This window comes from Mycobacterium sp. ZZG (genome assembly GCF_054786995.1).
The window spans coordinates 1-15,571 of sequence record NZ_JBTBFV010000087.1 but is presented as its reverse complement, the minus strand read 5'-3'; the positions used below and the strand labels follow the sequence as shown (position 1 = coordinate 15,571).

Genomic DNA, 15,571 nt, shown 5'->3' with positions numbered 1-15,571 from the left:
CCGGGCCGTACAACTCACGCGCACCACCGAGCGCGTCTGCGGTCGCATCGACCAAGCCCTGCAAGGACATGCCCGGCAGTATCACCCACCACCCACACCACCGACCACCACCAGAACCAAAATCGCTCGATGTCAGTCAGGAAGCGGGCCCAGCTTGTTCGGGGCAGGCGAGGTCGATGCGCCGTGTCTCGACGGGTGTCGTGCACGTCGCGCGGACTTGTCGGACGCATTCGTCGAGGTTTTCTTGGGAGATGTCGGCGGCGATGAACCGCTGCGCATGGGGGCGAAAGCCACGGCGTTGGCCCCGCCGCCGGCGCCCCACTCCATCACCGTGTTCGGGCTGGGCGAATTAAGGGCTCGGGCGAAGGTTTCATAGATCTTCCAGTGGTCGTCACCGACCTCCAGCCAGGCTTGATCACCGATTCCGTTGCGCCAGTGTGAGTTCGCTTCCCAGGCCGATCCTGTGGGCGCCGACCAGTAGCGGGCGGCTTGCCCGGCGATCCGGTTCCGGAATCGCCGCCTTCCCGCTGCTGCCAGCGCTGCTGCCAGGATTCGCTCGCCTCGCACTGCCACGTCGATACCTCCGCAAGGACTTGTTTCCGGTTGGGCTGACAGTAACCGGCCTTCCCTGGACGTGGCCGCCTTCGACGCCGGAGCGACCCCGCACCAGTCGCCGCACTCTAGGACTCGATGAGCATCCCGCGGATTGGAACGGGTGTCGCGTCCACACCAGTCAGCTAGGCAACCGGGCGCCGACGATCGCTAGCGGCACACCACTGCGCCTCCAGTGACACCTCCGGGCAGCTTGTGGGCCAGCCAGCGCGGGGCCGGTGGCTGAGCGGGCAAGGAATCCTCGGACAGCTATCTGGAGGCTCTTGGCGCTGCTAGAGGGCACCACATTGTGCGGCGCTGAACCCGCGGTGGTGCGCGCATCTGCAATGATCGAGCGAGCGGCATTGTGCAAGGAGGGGGCCATGGCGAGGTCTGACCTGGTGATTGATCTGGTCGAGGCGCAGCAGCGTGGCGACGTCGCCCGCTTTCGCATGCTGGTGGAGGCGATCATCGCCGAGGAGCGCAACAATCAGCACCATCTTGTGGCTGATCGTCTGTCCGAATTGATCACCACTGCCGGTGCTCGCAGCCTGCTCGCCCGTGATGACACCGCCCGCCAGGTCGCTGATCTGGTCACCGAAATTGTGCCTAAGCGGCGATTGTCAGAGGTGCATCTGGCGCCTGTCGTCACGGCGGCGGTGACCGAGATCATCGAGGAGCATCACCGTAGCGAGCTTCTCCGCAGCCACGGCCTGGAACCGCGTAACCGCATCCTTTTGGAAGGTCCGCCTGGTAACGGTAAAACCTCGCTTGCTGAAGCGTTGGCAGCGGAGTTGATGGTGCCGTTCTACGCCGTGCGTTACGAGGGAGTTGTATCTAGCTTTCTCGGAGAGACAACGAGTCGAATCGATCACGTTTTCGAGTTCGCAAGGACTCGGCGCTGCGTGCTCTTTTTCGACGAGTTCGACACCATCGCAAAGGAGCGCTCCGACGCGCACGAAACCGGCGAAATCAAGCGCGTCGTTTCGACGTTGCTCCTACAGATCGATCGCTTGCCCTCCCACGTCGTCGCCATCTGCGCGACCAACCATGGCGAGCTGCTCGACCGCGCGGCGTGGCGCCGCTTTCAGGTGCGTTTAACACTGCCTCCCCCGTCGCGCATACAGGCCACGGCTTTTCTCGAGCAGCTGCGTATGCGGCTCGGCGGGAACCTCGGTATGGCGCCGCGCACCCTCGCCGACAAGCTTGCGGGCGCCAGCTACGCCGACATTGAGGAGTTCGCGCTGGATGTCATGCGGCGCTATGTGTTGTCGCTACCCGATGGCCGTGTCGAGGATGTGGTGCGCGAACGGCTCAAGCAGCGCAACGCCATGAGGGAGATGTGACCTCTCCGCGTCCACCGCTGTCGTTCGGCGCCCCGGTGACCGGGCCTATACCTACCGTCGCGCCCCGCTTTCCTGGAACTCGCATCGCCGGACCGGAACCGGCCCGGCAAGGGCAGCGGCTAGCACCACAGTTCGCCGCTCTCCACGAGGCTCTGCAGGCTGGGCGCGTCGACGTGGACGGCGACACCAGTGAAGCCGATCCCGAGCTTGTGGTGGTCTTCGACCTCGCCGCGCCCGTAGCCGAGTTCGCGCGAGCCGCAGCCCGTGTGCCCGGCCTGGAGTTCCTCCTCGAAGTTGATGGCGACGAGTTCGCCGCCGACGACGACTTCCACGCCGTACGCGATGGCGAACCGAGCGACGATGCCGTGACCGACAGTCTCTATGTTGTGATGTCGAACAGCCAGGCCGTCGTTGAGCTCCTCGCCCTCTTCGCGCGATGGCAGGAGAACCGCGATGCAGCAATGCCTTTCGGGTTAGCGCCCTTACGCGAGGTCTTTTCGCTGTTACGCGAGGTGAGGCGCTGGGGACCCCAAGATCGGGTCCGCGAGACCGGTCTGCTGGAGCGCTGGCGCGAAGACGTCGCCGTCGTTGGACAGTCAGCCACCACGGCCCGCGTCGAAGTCGAGCTGTGGTTCCGCCGCGATGCCGCCCGCCGGGCGGTTGCCGAAACGACTGTACGGGAACTCATCACCGCAGCCGGCGGCCAAGTCATCACTCAATCGACACTCACCGGCATCGGCTATCACGCCATTCTCGCTGATATCCCCTACAGTCAGGTCGAAGCGGTCCTTGATCGCGGGCCCGACGCGATCGCACTGTTGACTACCGACACCATCATGTATGTGTCCCCGGCACGGCCGATGACCATTCCGTCAGCAGCGCCCTCCGACGAACCTGTTGAACCCGAAGTGTTTTCGGTGAAGCCCACCGACCGACGTCCACGGATCGCCCTGCTCGATGGCCTGCCGATGGCCGGTCACATCGCCCTCTCCGAACGACTGATCATCGACGATCCTGACCAGATCGCTGCGTCCTATACCGCATCACAGATGCAGCACGGCACCGCCATGGCGTCGCTGATTTGCCACGGCGACCTCAACGCTCCCGGCAGACCAACACAGCGCCGCGTGTACGTGCGGCCGATCATGCAGCCACACCCATTCAGTGGCCAAGGCGAAACCGTGCTGAGGGACCGGCTATTAGTCGACCTCATCCACGAAGCCTTTCGACGCCTGTTCGAGCGACACGGCCAACACGATCCTGCGGCTCCCAGCGTGAGAATCGTCAACTTGTCCATCGGCGACCCCATCCAGATGTTCGTGCGCCGCATCAGCCCCCTAGCGAAATTGTTGGACTGGCTCGCCCACACGTACAACGTGCTCATCCTGGTCAGCGCGGGCAACCATCCCATTGACGCCGACATCCCCGCAGCAGCGCTGCTCGATGTATCCGAACTACGGCGCGCGGTGGGCACCGCCATGTACGCGCAGGCGCGCCGTCGACGACTCCTCTCCCCCGCTGAGGCAGTGAACGTCATCTCCGTGGGAGCCCTGCATGCAGACGCCGCGACCACCCCAACCAGCGACACGGTGCTCGACACCGCCGACGCGGGAATGCCCGCGCTCTACAGTCCCGTGGGTTTCGGCCACCGCAACTCGGTAAAACCGGAAATACTGCTGCCCGGCGGTCGAAGTCTGCACCAGCGTCCGACTTCGGCCGAAGGAACCACGACCTTGTATCCGGCGGAAACAACGATCACCGGCCCCGGTATGCGCGTCGCCGCACCCGGACACGGCGGCGCGCTCAACGGAACGGCCTATCTGCACGGAACCAGCAATGCCACCGCCCTCGCGACGCGCACCGCCGACCACATCTTCGATGTGCTTGAAGCCCTACAGTCCGCCGACGGCGAACCACCGTTCGCCACCGCCGAATACCATCCTGTGCTTGCCAAGGCTTTGCTTGTTCACGCCGCATCCTGGGGCGCCATGCGCGAGGGGCTGACCCGCACCATAGGCGGCGGCGCCGATCTCAACCGTCGTGACATCTCTCAGCTACTTGGCTACGGCGCCATCGACGCCGAACGGATCGTCACAGCCGCGACCAACAGAGTTCTCCTCCTCGGCGCCGGGTCCATCACAGCCGACCAACGCCAGACATTTGCACTGCCTCTGCCGGCCAGCCTGGCTGCGACGACCGACTGGCGACGGCTGACGATAACCCTGGCCTGGCTTTCCCCGGTCAACACAGCGACGCGCCGACATCGTATGGCCCGTTTATCTTTCGAGCCGCCGCGTCAGCCACTGGGAGTCGAGCGCCTGGAAGCTGAAGCGCGCGTGTCCCGCAACGGTACGGTTCAACACGAGATTCTTGAAGGTCAGCGGGCCGTCGTGTTCACTGCCAGCGATGCGCTGGAGATCAACGTCGACTGTCGCGTCGACGTAGGACGCCTGGCGGCACCAATTCGCTACGGACTGGCGGCGACACTTGAAGTTGCCCCAACCATTCGTGCTGATATCCACCAGGACGTTCGTCAACAACTGCAAATACGACTGCGCACCAGGACACGGTGACACGCGTAGTCCCGGCGACACTCTGAGCCGTTTCCGGACGCGAACAGCGACGTGCGCTACTGCCGCATCGGCGAGGTCTCAAGAGAAGCCGGTGTTGGTTATCGCCGAACGGCGGTGGTTGAGACTCGCAGACGAAGGGTCGCATCGAGCCATCTACGTAGGACGGCAGTAGTTGATGACGAATGAATCTCGTTCGTATTGAGATGTGGCCTCATGCAGCCAGTGTCGAGGGTGGCGCTGTCATCCTGGTTCGGTGGCGCCTAGGACAGCGAAGAAGACCGACAGCCGGTTAGCGGCTCGGCTTGCCGCGCTCGCCTCACTAGGCGCTTCTGTCATCCATTTCGCCGTCGTTCCCACGCACTGGCAGGAATGGATGCCAGCGGGCCTGTTTTTCGCTGGCATCGCGCTGTTCCAACTGTTGTGGGCGCGGCTAGTACTCGCCCGTACCACCACCCCGGTGCTAGCTCTTGGCATCATGGTCAACCTTGCCGTTATTGCGCTTTGGTCCGTGTCGAGAACCGCGGGAGCGCCGCTTGGGCCCCACGCCGGTCAAGCCGAACTGATCCAAGCCGCGGATCTATGCGCGTTGCTGCTTCAGATCTATGTCGTCATGGGCGCTGGCTGGGTCTGGCACCGCGGCCTTCAAGGAGAACCGGTGCCCGCCGTCGGCAGTGCCATGGTGCTCCTGGGCGCGATTGGGATCGTCACGTTGGCGTCCACAGTGGGCGCTGCCTCTGGTCTACGGCACGGCCACCACGCCCCGGCCGGCGCTGAAGCAGGGGCTCATCACCACGGACCTGGTGCAGAGCAGACTGACGACCATCACAGCCATCCTGAACCATCCCCTGCAGCGCCCGCTGGGGAGCCCGCCTCCGATGATCACGGAACCGGTGCAGAACACGTCGACGACTATCACAGCCACGATCCGGAGCCGACGTCTCCCCCGCCTGCCGTGCGCCCAGTCGAAGCTCCTGCGCCAGGCGCTGGCTCTGGCGGCGCGCCTGAGCAGGCTACGCCCGTGCCCATCAGCGAGCCGCTTCCAGCGGCGACGCCGCTAGACGACCACCAAGACCACGACCATGTGCATTGACCTACGCCTGGGTGGCCAATTCACGGTCTGACGGCTAGTTTCCGCCCGTCAGGTCTGCCCGCTCGATGGCGTCGCCCGGATGACGCACGATGTCGAGGGCCGACATTCCGATGCCGTAGGTGGATAACCATCGCCTCGGCCGGACCGCGATGAAGCACAGCTCAGCACTCTGAGAGACGATGCGCTCCTCGGCGGCGAGAATGCGACGGAGGAACCAGTCCGCGTGGAATGCCCCTCGCGCGTCGGCGTTTTCGTGGTTCAGTATTTCGGCCGACCCCGCAAACTGGACAGCTGCCGGCGGCATCATGGGGAGAAAGCGGTGCGGCACGGGAATGACGAAGGCTACCTGTGGGCGTCGTCGGATGTTTCCCACCTTGACGTTCGTAGTACGGGTCGTGATGTACAACGTCAGGTTTGTGCCTTCACCGGCCGCTGCGTACGTGACGGCCGTCGCGTGGGGGTTGCCGCTGCTATCGAGCGTCGACAGGGTGCCGAACGACCGTCGTCGAATCGAATTTTCGACAGTGGCGAGGTCGGTCACTGGTGCTCCTTCCTCCGCTTCCCCGGCTCCGATTGGGTGGCTTGTCGCTCAGCTACACGCCGTCTACGGCGCATCCGAAGGTACCGGCGGTCGACGGATAATTGAGAATTCGACCGGCGACTGCATTTGCTTTCTTCGTGCGAAGCTCCACCTGGTGGGGAGCGGCGATTCGAATTCACATGGTCGCCGGCTGCTCCACATGGTGGGCCGTCCCCTAACGGTTGAGAACGGCGCGGGTGCTCGCCTCGGGCGACAAATCGAGGCGGCGCAGAAGTTGCGCGTTGAGCGCGACGACGATCGTTGACAGTGACATGAGGAGGGCGCCGACCGACATGGGCAGCACGATGCCGATGGGTGCCAGCACACCAGCAGCCAGGGGCACAGAGATGAGGTTGTACCCGGCGCCCCACCAGAGATTCTGTTTCATCTTGCGGTAGCTGGCGCGGGACAGCTCGATGACCGACAGCACCGAGCGGGGGTCGGAACTGGCCAGGATGACACCGGCGGAAGCGATGGCGACGTCAGTGCCGGCACCGATGGCGATGCCGACGTCGGCCTGCGCCAAGCCGGGGGCATCGTTGACTCCATCGCCGACCATGGCAACCTTTTTGCCCTCGTGTTGCAGGGCAGCAACTTTCGACGCCTTGTCTTCGGGGCGCACCCCCGCGAACACCCGGTCGATGCCCAGTTCGTGGCCGACACTATTGGCGACGGCTTCGGCGTCGCCGGTGATCATGACGACTTGCACGCCAAGCTTGTGAAGCGCATCGACGGCTTCGCGGGATTCGGGGCGGATCTCGTCGGCCAAGCGCAGGCCGCCGAGCACCTCTCCGTCGCGGATGACGTGCAGAATGATGGCGCCTTCGCCGCGCCACGCGGTGGCCGCGGGGACCTCCTGGGCGCCGACTTCTTCGAGAAGTCGGGGGCCGCCCACTCGGATTTCGTGCCCGTCGACCGTCGCAGTCACACCGACGGCAGGAGAGGACGAGAAGCCGCTGGCGCGCGGCACGGTTAATCCCCTATCCTCGGCGGCTTTCACGATGGCCCGCGCCAGGGGGTGTTCACTGTCGGTCTCGGCGGCGGCGGCGAGCGCGAGCACGGTGTCGCCGTCGTCGTCTCCGGTCGCCTCGACGGCGGTGACGGTGGGTTCGCCTTTCGTCAGGGTGCCGGTCTTGTCGAACAGCACGGCGTCGACAGTGCGCATACCTTCCAGGGCCAGCCGGTCTTTGATCAAGACGCCGCCTCTGGCGGCGCGTTCGGTGGCGATGGACACGACCAGTGGTATCGCCAGGCCCAGCGCATGAGGGCAGGCGATGACCAGCACGGTGATCGCTCTTACCACCGAGGCATCGGGGTTGCCGACGATTGTCCATGCCGCCGCGGTGATCGCGGCGGTGATCAGGGCGAACCAGAACAGCCAGCCGGCGGCCTTGTCGGCAAGGCGCTGGGCACGCGAGGACGAATTCTGTGCTTCGGTGACCAGGCGTTGGATGCCTGCTAGGGCGGTGTCGTCGCCGGTGGCGGTGATCTGGACCCGAAGCCCGGAATCGGTGGCGACGGTGCCGGCTGTGACGGGATCCCCGACGCCGCGGGTAACGGGCCGGGATTCGCCGGTCACCATGGACTCGTCCATGTCGGCGCGTCCGTCGACGATCTTGCCGTCGGCAGGGATGCTGCCGCCGGGTCGGACTACAACGACATCGCCGACGTGCAGGTCGGTCGGCGAGACGGTGACGGTGCGGTCGCCGTCGATCTTCTCGGCTTCGTCGGGAAGTAGTGCGGCCAGTGAGTCCAGCGCTGAGGTGGTCTGGGCCAGCGAGCGCATTTCTACCCAGTGGCCGAGCAGCATGATGACGATGAGAAGGGCGAGTTCCCACCAGAATTCCAGCTCGTGGTGGAGCAGGCCCAAGCTCGCGCCCCAGGACGCGAAAAAGGCGACGGTGATCGCCAGTCCGATCAGGAGCATCATTCCTGGTTTGCGGGAACGGATCTCGTTCAGCGCACCGGTGAGGAAGGGGCGGCCACCGACGACGTACATCACTGTCCCGAGCAGGGGCGCGATCCAGCGTGCGCCGGGGAAGTCGGGGACGTCGTAACCGAGCAGCATCGCGAACATGGTTGAGAACGCGACGACCGGTATGGCGATGATCAGGTTGATCCAGAAGAGCTTGCGGAATTGGGCCACGTGGTCACCGCCGTGGCCGCTATGGCCCGTGTGGCCGGTGTGATTGTCATGGCCGTGGTGTTCGCCGTGTGGGTGGGTGTCAGGGTGTGCGCTGGGGAATTGGTGGTGGGCGTGCCCGCCAGGGTGGGATGTTGCTACGCCGTGGTCATCGCGGTTTGTCATGTTCTTTCCTTAGGGGACTTCGCGTTTCAGTCGACGCGCATTGATGATGTGGGTGTTAGGAACGCACCAAGCGGGCGATGGCTTCAGAGGCTTCTGTGAGTTTGGCGTCAGCGGCCGGTCCGCCGGTGGCGGCGGCGTCACGGACGCAGTGGCGAAGATGGTCGTCAAGCAGTGCCAGCGCGACGCCTTGGAGGGCTTTGGTGAGCGCGTCTGTTTGGGTCAGGATGTCGATGCAGTACCGCTCCTCTTCGATCATTCTGCTGATGCCGCGGGCTTGGCCTTCGATGCGCTTCAACCGCTTGAGGTATTTGTCTTTATCGGTGATGTAGCCGTGGTGGGTGGTGCCTGTTGAGGGGCAGTGCCTGGTGTTGTCGGCGTGGGTCATGACGCTTTCCTTGTGCGTGGTGGTGACTAACTTTGGGTGCCCGGCGAGGAGTGCGCGACGAGGGTCGCGGTCATGCGGCGGAGGCATACTTGTCGGGGTCGCGGTCGAAGCGTGGTCCGCATCCCTTGCAGCAGAACCAGTAACGCCGACCGCGATAGTCACGGAATAGTCCCGCCGCTTCGGCGATCGTCTTGTTCACCGGCGTGCCGGGCATCACGGGGCAGGTGGTCTCGTTCTGCGATCCGAGGTGAAGCAGGTTCCTCGCCGTAGGGTCGATGGGTGAGGTATCGATTTTGTCGGCTGCGCCGCTGCAGCAGCAGGCTGACGTGCGGTTCTGATTCTCGGACATGGGTTCTCCTCACAGGTGGCGGTGATTTAACTGGTGTTGTCGGCGGAAGTGGTTTTGAAGCGGCGCAGGCGCAGGCTGTTGCCCACCACGAAGACGCTGGAGAATGCCATTGCGGCTCCGGCCAGCATCGGATTGAGCATGCCCAGTGCTGCGACGGGGATCGCTGCGACGTTGTAGGCGAACGCCCAGAACAGGTTGGTTTTGATCGTCGACAGTGTTTCGCGGGACAGCCTGATCGCGTCAACGGCGCTGCGCAGGTCACCGCGCACCAGGGTGATGTCGGAGGCCTCGATGGCGACGTCGGTGCCGGTGCCCATCGCCAGACCGAGGTCGGCTTGGGCGAGGGCGGGCGCGTCGTTGACTCCGTCGCCGACCATGGCGACCGTCTTGCCTTCGGCTTGGAGGCGTGCGATGACGTCAACCTTGCCTTCGGGCATGACTTCGGCGATGACGTCGTCGATGCCGACTTCGGCGGCGATCTGTCGAGCGACGGCTTCGTTGTCGCCGGTGAGCAACACGGGGGTCAGACCGATGTCACGCATCTGCGAGATTGCCTGTGCGCTTGTCGGTTTCACGGTGTCAGCGATGACGAGTACACCGCGCGCCTGCCCGTCCCACCCGACCGCTACCACGGTCTTTCCCTGGGCTTGCGCGCGGGCCTTGGCGTGGGACAGATCCGGGCTGAGGTGTTGCGCCCAGTCGGACAGCAGTGATTCGCGCCCGACGACGACGGCGTGTCCATCCACGATGCCGTGGACGCCTTTACCTTCGACATTCGCGAAGTCCTCCGGAACGGGCAAGGCGTGGAGTTCCTCGGCCGCCGCGGCGGCGACGGCTTGGGCGATGGGGTGCTCGGAGGCGTTCTCCAGGGCGCCGGCCAGTCGAAGCAGCTCCGCACGTTGGGTTTCCGGCGCTGTGATGACATCGACCAGCGTCATTTTGCCGGTGGTGACGGTGCCGGTCTTGTCCAGCACCACGGTGTCAACCTTGCGGGTGGATTCGAGCACCTCGGGACCTTTGATCAGCACGCCGATTTGTGCGCCGCGGCCGGTGCCCACCAGCAGGGCGGTGGGCGTGGCCAGCCCGAGGGCGCAGGGGCAGGCGATGACGAGGACCGCGACCGCTGCGGTGAACGCGGCGGCGACTGAGAATCCCGCGCCCAGCCAGGCGCCGAGGGTGATCACGGCGATAGCGATGACGATCGGTACGAAGACGCCGGAAATGCGATCGGCCAGGCGTTGCACTTCGGCCTTGCCGGTCTGGGCGCGTTCGACTAGCTGGGCCATCTGCGCGAGCTGGGTGTCCGAGCCGACGCGAGTGGCCTGCACCACCAGCCGGCCGCCGGCGTTGACGGTGGCACCGACCACGGTGTCGCCGGTAGCGACTTCCACGGGTACCGCTTCGCCGGTCAGCATCGAGGCGTCGACAGCCGAGGAACCGGACACCACCACGCCGTCGGTGGCGATCTTCTCCCCCGGGCGCACGATGAACTCGTCGCCAACCACGAGTTCTTCGATGGCGATCTTGGTTTCCGTCCCGCCGCGCAGGACGGATACGTCTTTGGCGCCTAGGCCGAGTAGGGCTCGTAGTGCCGCTCCGGCCTGCCGTTTGGACCGCTTCTCGAAGTAGCGTCCGGCCAGGATGAACGTGGTTACGCCGGCGGCGACTTCGAGGTAGATGTTGGCGGCGCCATGCGACGGCGCCAGGGTGAACGCGAAGGGATGCTTCATACCCGCCGTGCCGGCGCTGCCCAGAAACAGCGCATACAGCGACCACAGGAACGCCGACACGGTGCCCAGTGAAATGAGCGTATCCATGGTCGCGGTGCCGTGTCGCAGGTTGGCCCAGGCGGCCCGGTGGAATGGCCATGCTGCCCACACGACGACGGGGGCAGCCAGCGTGAGCGACGCCCACTGCCAGTACGTGAACTGCAGCGCCGGGATCATCGCCATCGCGACGACCGGCACCGTCAGGACGGCCGAGGCCCTCAGGCGGTGCCGCAGCGAGGCCAGTTCGGGGTCGGCGGTGTCCGCGGCGTGCGGGGTGTCACCGGATGCGTCGGAGGGCATCGGCGTGCGCGGTGTCGGGAGCGCGGCGGTGTAGCCCGTCTTCTCCACCTCGGCGATCAGCAGCGCCGGATCGTATCCGTCAGGCACCGTGACGGTGGCCTTTTCCGTCGCGTAATTGACTGTCGCGGCCACGCCGTCGAGCTTGTTGAGCTTGCGCTCGATGCGGTTGGCGCAGGAGGCGCAGGTCATTCCCCCGATGCGGAGTTCCACACTCGGGCCAGACACCGGTGTCGATGTCGTCATGAAGCCACTGCCTTTCAGTTTCTGCTTCGGACGGGATAGCTCAGTGCCCGCCGGCATGGCCGGCGTCACGCGATGGCTCTGGCGCGGGCTCGTTGGTGCCACCGGGTGCGGCGTCGACGACGAAGCTGGCGGTGTGCACGGTGTCCTGGACTTTGAAGTCGAGGTAGAGCAGGTAGCGCCCGGCGGTGGGTGCGGTCGCCGCGAACGACACCGCAGGCCCACCGGTGCCGCCCGGCACCGGCTCGGCCCCCTCAGGGTGCACATGTAGATACGCCAGGTCTCCCTCACGCAAGGCGACGAGATGGCCGTAAGCCCCCAGGTAGGGCTGCAAGGTCATCACCGGCCGGCCGTCGCGCGTGACTGTCGCGGTGAGTTGGTGGGAGACGCCCGCGGTGAGGGCACCGTCCAGTTTCACGGTGTATCCGGCGATTTCATCCACGGTGCGTGCGGCACTCGCCACCGCCGGGACGAACGCGCCGGCCACCTGCACGGTTCGGGTGAGGGTGAGTTTGGCGCTGCCCGCCCCTGCGGGTTGGAAGTCGGCGAACACGCGGTAGGTGCCGGCGGCATTCCACGTCCACGACGTTGACCACGTGCCGGTGGCCGCGTCCAGCCTTGGGTGTACATGGGCGAAGTGCTGGCCGTCGGAACGGACCACGATGAGGTGCAGTTGCTTGTCGTGCACGGTCGCGTAGTCCAGCAGCGGCGTGCCGCCCGGGTCGACGATGGTGAAGCTCAACGTTCCCCGATCGTTGGGTGCGCTGGGGGACCGCACCGGGCTCAGGACGTATCCGTCTTCGGCCAACGACAACCCCGGCGGGTCGGCGAAGGGAACGACTGGCGACGCCTGCTCGGTCGGCGGCGCGCTGTGATCCGCTGCAGCATCGGAAGTTTGGGTCTGGGGAGATGTCGCCGCGGTATCAGGGACGACCGCTGCGGCGGTGACGTATGCAGCCGTGAACGCCCCTGCCAGTCCGGCACCAAACGCTGTCAATCGTCCCGCGGCGTTCATGCGACACGCACCGCCGAGTAGCCGGCCTCGTCGACGGCGTTGAGGATCTGCGCGTCGTCGACGGGACGGCTCGACGTCACGATCAGGGTGCCGGTTTTGGCGCTAACTTCGACGTCTTCAACTCCGGCGACCTCGCTGACCTCTTCGCGCACCGAGAGCTCGCAATGTCCGCAAGTCATCCCTGTGACGGCGTACGTGCTCGTGCTCATCACCGATCTCCTATCCTCGACGGGTGTAGATACCCCTACCGGGTATGCGTAAGAGAGCATATACCCCTTGGGGGTATGCTTCAAGGGTTACTTTCCGGGGTCGTTGGTGTGGTGTCGACGCGCGTAGCGCTATCCCGGAACGACGGGAGGGATCAGTTGGTGGTGCGCGCGTTACACGTCGGAGATGATGGCTGGCCCCTCATGGGGGAGGTCGTCGGGCGCGGCGAACTGATCATCATGCTTCATGGTGGGGGTCCGGATCACTACAGCATGCGACCGCTTGCTGACCGGCTCGCTGGCCGGTATCGCGTTGCGTTGCCTGACATTCGAGGGTACGGAGCATCGCGTTGTCCCGACCCGACGTTGCACCGATGGGATCAGTACGTCAGCGACGTCATTGCGATCATTCACGCGCTCGATGACACCTGCGCCCACCTTGTCGGCGCCGGACTGGGCGGCACCATCGTTTTGCGGACGTGCCTCCAGCACCCCCGTATCGCCCGGTCGGCGGTGGTCATCAGCGCTGAAGCGATAGAGGACGATGCGGACAAAGCCGCAGACACCGATCTGATGGATCGTTTCGCCGAGCGTGCCCGTTCCCGCGGTCTGCAGGCCGCCTGGGAATTGTTCATTCCTGATCTTCAGCCGCTGATCGCCAACCTGGTCGCTGAGGCTATTCCGCGCGCTGACGCCCACAGTGCGGCGGCCGCGGCGTCAATCGGTCATGACCGCGCCTTTGCAACGGTCGAGGACCTCCGGCGCATCGACACTGCGACGCTCGTCATCGCCGGCGACGACATCCGTCACCCCGAGTGCTTGGCACACAGCCTCGCCGATGTCCTTCCACGAGGGGTCCTCGCCGAAGTTTCGATGTCCCGCCAATTCGTCGACGCTGAGGACATGGCACACGCTTTCGGCCCGGCGATCGAGAACTTCCTTCGTAGAACATCGGACCGGGACACTCGGGTCCATGAAGACGGGCACTAAGGACTGGGGCAGCAGTGAGGGGCCTGACGCTCCGGCGGCAAGCCGCTCGGGGGCAGCCTGTCGCGGTGCTGTCAGCCGCAGCAGGACTTTCCCTCGCTGGCCTTGCCTGAGCGGCGCCCACTAGTGACACGACCCACCGCGCACAAAGCGATGCATTTGGCGATCGACCGTGCGGTCTGGCTTTGGACGAGCTGCCGAAATCTTTCTTGTACGGTCACCAGCGATACGCCTTCCAGTCGTCGGGCTACCCGCCCCGGGTGATACAACGAAGGTACCCCTGAGGGGTATACGGTACAAGGGCGCCCGAGCTAGGCGCGGCGGTGGGTGACTGGCCAATGGCGCATATCCTGCATTACCCGTGGCGGCGGATGGCTGGCCACGCCTGATTCGATGTTCCCCGTTGCTGGCGCCGCGGTAAGTTGATTAGTGGAAGGCCGTAGCATCGATTCGTGGCGATGATGCGGGATGGCGGTGGTATCACCGGTGAACCGCACTGGGGCGGGACGGCACTGCTGCGACCTGGGGTGTTGGCGTTCACCGGATCGATTGGCACCACCGACCTACACGCCCACCATGCCGTCCAGATTGTCACCGCAACAACACCTTTCACGATGCGTGACGAGCACGGCAACCAGCATCGCGGCACCAAGGTGGTCGTGCCCGCCGATGCGCCACACCGGGTCGAAGTCGGCGCGCCGGAGGGCACCGTGGTGTTCTTGGAACCGGAGTCTGCCCCAGGGCGCTCGGCGCACCTGCGCGCGCTTCGGTCCGGCTGGACTGTTGCTCCGGTGTTGACGTTCACCCGCCGACGTCCGTTGGCCGTCGTGGTCGACGAGCTGTTCGAACACCTCGCACCCGCCATGGCAGCTGATGAAGCAATGACGCGCCATCGCGCCGTCGACGAGGCGTTGCGGGTGCTCCCCGACCTTGTGGCCGCGGGCCCAGTGGGAGGTACCGAACTCGCGGCCCAGGTCGGTGTGTCTGCGAGCCGATTGACCCATCTGTTCACCGAACAGGTCGGCATTCCGCTGCGCCGCTACGTGCTGTGGTTACGGCTGCGGCTCGCCATCATTTGCGCGCACGCCGGCGATGACCTGACCGGCGCCGCACATAATGCGGGGTTTTCCGACAGCGCCCATCTGACCCGTACCACGCGGGAGATGTTCGGGCTGGCGCCCTCGGTGTTGAGCCGGCACGTGTCCTGGGACCTCGACACCGCCGTGTAGCCGGATCATTCAAGCTCTGCCACGCCAGTAGCCGCGACGATCAGGTGGTGAGCACGAAGTCCCCGCCATTGACGGCGGTCACCGCGGCACAGGCGGTGGCCCGATACGGCTACGTGCCGGTCATGCTGCTCGGCCTCAACGGCGCCGGTGTGGCGTTAACCGCCGCCGGCGCCCCGAAATACTGGCTGCTGGCCGTGATGGCCGTCGCGATTGCCACCGCGTTGCTGGTCGAACGTGTCATTCCGTATGACCCCGAATGGAATCATGATCAGGCAGACAGCAGGCGCGACCGCATCCACGTCGCAGTCAACGAGACGCTGATCCTGGCCAGCGTGGCTGCCATTCCACTACTGGCGGCGGTCGTCCCGGCCCCGCAGCTGTGGCCGCGCACCTGGGCATTGCCGCTGCAGGTCCTCGCCGCGATCATGATCGCCGACCTCGGCATCACCGTGGTCCATGTGGCCAGCCACAAGATCTGATCCACCCCGGCGTGTCTGGAGAGTTCTTCCGTTGGGAAGGATGGGCACGTGGGATCGAAGTCATCGAGGCGGTATCCAGACGAGCTGAAGGTGCGGGCGGTGCAGATGGTGGCCGATCTGCGCA

General features: G+C 65.3%; 13 protein-coding genes and 1 pseudogene. 6 read left to right on the top strand and 8 right to left on the bottom strand.

All coding sequences use genetic code 11. The features are described 5' to 3' along the window. Positions 1–132: 132 nt before the first annotated feature. On the bottom strand, positions 133–573 hold the full coding sequence (locus ACXMYJ_RS27140; protein ID WP_460359349.1) for a hypothetical protein: 441 nt from the start codon (positions 571–573) through the stop codon (positions 133–135). A 401-nt stretch (positions 574–974) separates the two neighbouring features. On the opposite strand from ACXMYJ_RS27140, the gene ACXMYJ_RS27135 reads away from it, so the two are divergent. From ACXMYJ_RS27135 to ACXMYJ_RS27125, 3 genes are all read left to right on the top strand, one after another. Then, a complete protein-coding gene (locus ACXMYJ_RS27135; RefSeq protein ID WP_460359348.1) occupies positions 975–1,937 on the top strand; it encodes an AAA family ATPase in 963 nt (320 codons plus the stop codon). Between the two features lie 173 nt (positions 1,938–2,110). Then, on the top strand, positions 2,111–4,510 hold the full coding sequence (locus ACXMYJ_RS27130) for a S8 family peptidase (RefSeq protein ID WP_460359347.1): 2,400 nt from the start codon (positions 2,111–2,113) through the stop codon (positions 4,508–4,510). Between the two features lie 205 nt (positions 4,511–4,715). Continuing rightward, positions 4,716–5,600: a hypothetical protein gene (locus tag ACXMYJ_RS27125; RefSeq protein WP_460359346.1), complete on the top strand. Its 885-nt coding sequence runs from the start codon at positions 4,716–4,718 to the stop codon at positions 5,598–5,600. 34 nt (positions 5,601–5,634) lie between these two features. On the opposite strand, the gene ACXMYJ_RS27120 is transcribed toward ACXMYJ_RS27125, so the two are convergent. The 7 genes from ACXMYJ_RS27120 to ACXMYJ_RS27090 form a co-directional block, all read right to left on the bottom strand. Beyond that, a complete protein-coding gene (locus ACXMYJ_RS27120) occupies positions 5,635–6,141 on the bottom strand; it encodes a pyridoxamine 5'-phosphate oxidase family protein (protein WP_460359345.1) in 507 nt (168 codons plus the stop codon). A 214-nt stretch (positions 6,142–6,355) separates the two neighbouring features. Beyond that, positions 6,356–8,488, bottom strand: a complete 2,133-nt coding sequence (locus ACXMYJ_RS27115) for a heavy metal translocating P-type ATPase (RefSeq protein ID WP_460359344.1) — start codon at positions 8,486–8,488, stop codon at positions 6,356–6,358. A gap of 55 nt (positions 8,489–8,543) precedes the next feature. Then, a complete protein-coding gene (locus ACXMYJ_RS27110) occupies positions 8,544–8,873 on the bottom strand; it encodes a metal-sensitive transcriptional regulator (protein ID WP_011856766.1) in 330 nt (109 codons plus the stop codon). A 70-nt stretch (positions 8,874–8,943) separates the two neighbouring features. Next, positions 8,944–9,222 (bottom strand): YHS domain-containing protein, encoded by a 279-nt coding sequence (locus tag ACXMYJ_RS27105; protein WP_073681638.1) that lies wholly within the window; start codon positions 9,220–9,222, stop codon positions 8,944–8,946. Between the two features lie 26 nt (positions 9,223–9,248). Then, on the bottom strand, positions 9,249–11,534 hold the full coding sequence (locus tag ACXMYJ_RS27100; protein WP_460359343.1) for a heavy metal translocating P-type ATPase: 2,286 nt from the start codon (positions 11,532–11,534) through the stop codon (positions 9,249–9,251). Positions 11,535–11,574: 40 nt separating this feature from the next. Continuing rightward, a complete protein-coding gene (locus ACXMYJ_RS27095; protein ID WP_460359342.1) occupies positions 11,575–12,546 on the bottom strand; it encodes a heavy-metal-associated domain-containing protein in 972 nt (323 codons plus the stop codon). Beyond that, complete coding sequence (locus ACXMYJ_RS27090) at positions 12,543–12,755, bottom strand: heavy-metal-associated domain-containing protein (RefSeq protein ID WP_011856847.1); 213 nt, start codon at positions 12,753–12,755, stop codon at positions 12,543–12,545. Before ACXMYJ_RS27090 ends, ACXMYJ_RS27095 begins: the two co-directional genes overlap by 4 nt. Positions 12,756–12,911: 156 nt before the next feature. On the opposite strand from ACXMYJ_RS27090, the gene ACXMYJ_RS27085 reads away from it, so the two are divergent. The 3 genes and pseudogenes from ACXMYJ_RS27085 to ACXMYJ_RS27075 form a co-directional block, all read left to right on the top strand. Beyond that, complete coding sequence (locus ACXMYJ_RS27085) at positions 12,912–13,742, top strand: alpha/beta fold hydrolase (RefSeq protein WP_041925389.1); 831 nt, start codon at positions 12,912–12,914, stop codon at positions 13,740–13,742. A 455-nt stretch (positions 13,743–14,197) separates the two neighbouring features. After that, positions 14,198–14,968: a helix-turn-helix domain-containing protein gene (locus ACXMYJ_RS27080; protein WP_011856849.1), complete on the top strand. Its 771-nt coding sequence runs from the start codon at positions 14,198–14,200 to the stop codon at positions 14,966–14,968. 47 nt (positions 14,969–15,015) lie between these two features. Continuing rightward, positions 15,016–15,444 (top strand): annotated as a pseudogene (locus ACXMYJ_RS27075) (sterol desaturase family protein); the annotation flags it as partial. Positions 15,445–15,571 lie beyond the last annotated feature (127 nt).

Coding starts and splice junctions, on each gene's coding strand:
- ACXMYJ_RS27135 (WP_460359348.1), top strand. CDS start 975: ATGGCGAGGTCTGACCTGGTGATTGATCTGGTCGAGGCGCAGCAGCGT.
- ACXMYJ_RS27095 (WP_460359342.1), bottom strand. CDS start 12,546: ATGAACGCCGCGGGACGATTGACAGCGTTTGGTGCCGGACTGGCAGGG.
- ACXMYJ_RS27110 (WP_011856766.1), bottom strand. CDS start 8,873: ATGACCCACGCCGACAACACCAGGCACTGCCCCTCAACAGGCACCACC.
- ACXMYJ_RS27105 (WP_073681638.1), bottom strand. CDS start 9,222: ATGTCCGAGAATCAGAACCGCACGTCAGCCTGCTGCTGCAGCGGCGCA.
- ACXMYJ_RS27080 (WP_011856849.1), top strand. CDS start 14,198: ATGATGCGGGATGGCGGTGGTATCACCGGTGAACCGCACTGGGGCGGG.
- ACXMYJ_RS27090 (WP_011856847.1), bottom strand. CDS start 12,755: ATGAGCACGAGCACGTACGCCGTCACAGGGATGACTTGCGGACATTGC.
- ACXMYJ_RS27115 (WP_460359344.1), bottom strand. CDS start 8,488: ATGACAAACCGCGATGACCACGGCGTAGCAACATCCCACCCTGGCGGG.
- ACXMYJ_RS27100 (WP_460359343.1), bottom strand. CDS start 11,534: ATGACGACATCGACACCGGTGTCTGGCCCGAGTGTGGAACTCCGCATC.